The sequence below is a fragment of the Hymenobacter amundsenii genome (assembly GCF_002204745.1).
In the GTDB taxonomy this organism is placed as follows: Bacteria; Bacteroidota; Bacteroidia; order Cytophagales; family Hymenobacteraceae; genus Hymenobacter; species Hymenobacter amundsenii.
In genome coordinates, this window is record NZ_NIRR01000098.1 from 1 (window position 1) to 1002 (window position 1002).

1 protein-coding gene is annotated in these 1002 nt (G+C 56.8%); it reads left to right on the forward strand.

From position 1 onward, the window contains the following. Positions 1 to 56 precede the first annotated feature (56 nt). On the forward strand, positions 57 to 1002 hold a 946-nt coding region (locus tag CDA63_RS20075; protein ID WP_088466227.1), incomplete at its 3' end, for an IS481 family transposase.

Genomic DNA, 1002 nt, shown 5'->3' on the forward strand with positions numbered 1-1002 from the left:
TGTATAGTCCCAGAGAGAGATGGTGTATTTTCCGGGCTGGAATTTCGCACGAACTTATGGGACAAGTACTCCACGGCAGCGCCCGCACAACTTCGGCAATACGGGCCGCTATCCAACGTAGTCAGGAAAGCCTACAAACGTTAGCCGCCCGTCACGGCATCAACCCCAAAACAGTCGCCAAGTGGCGCAAGCGCACGACAACGACAGATGCCACGATGGGACCGAAACCGGTTTCCACTGTGTTGACGCTCGCGCAGGAGGCGATTATAGTAGCTTTTAGAAAGCACACTTTGTTGCCGCTCGACGATTGTCTGTATGCTTTGCAGGCCAGCATTCCCCACCTCTCGCGCTCGGCGCTGCACCGCTGTCTGCAGCGGCACGGCATCAGCCGCCTGCCCTTGAATGAAGAGGGCCAAAGTCCGCCGAAGAAAAAATTCAAGGACTACCCCATCGGCTACCTGCACGTCGATTTTGCCGAAGTGCACACGGAAGAAGGCAAGCAGTACCTGTTTGTGGCCATCGACCGCACCAGCAAGGTCGCCTTCGCCGAACTCCATCCCCGCGCTAAGCGGGTGGTCGCGGCAGAATTTCTGCGGCGCGTGCTCGACAAACTGCCTTACAAAGTACACAAGGTATTGACCGATAATGGCGTACAGTTCACGGCACAGCCGCATCAAGTACTGCCGGGTGGGCACAGTTTTGACCGCGTTTGCCGCGAATATGGCGTCGAGCATCGCCTGACCAAGCCTGCTCACCCTTGGACCAACGGCCAGGTCGAACGCATGAATCGCACGCTGAAAGAGGCCACCGTGCAGCGCTTTCACTATCAGACGACGCAGGAGCTCAACGAGCACCTACAAGCCTTTTTGCTGGCCTACAACCACGCCAAACCGCTCAAGACTTTACGCGGCCTCACGCCACATGAATTTGTGTGTGCCCAGTGGCAGAAAAACCCCGTTAACTTTACCCATGACCCGACCCACCTCACGCTGGGACTATACA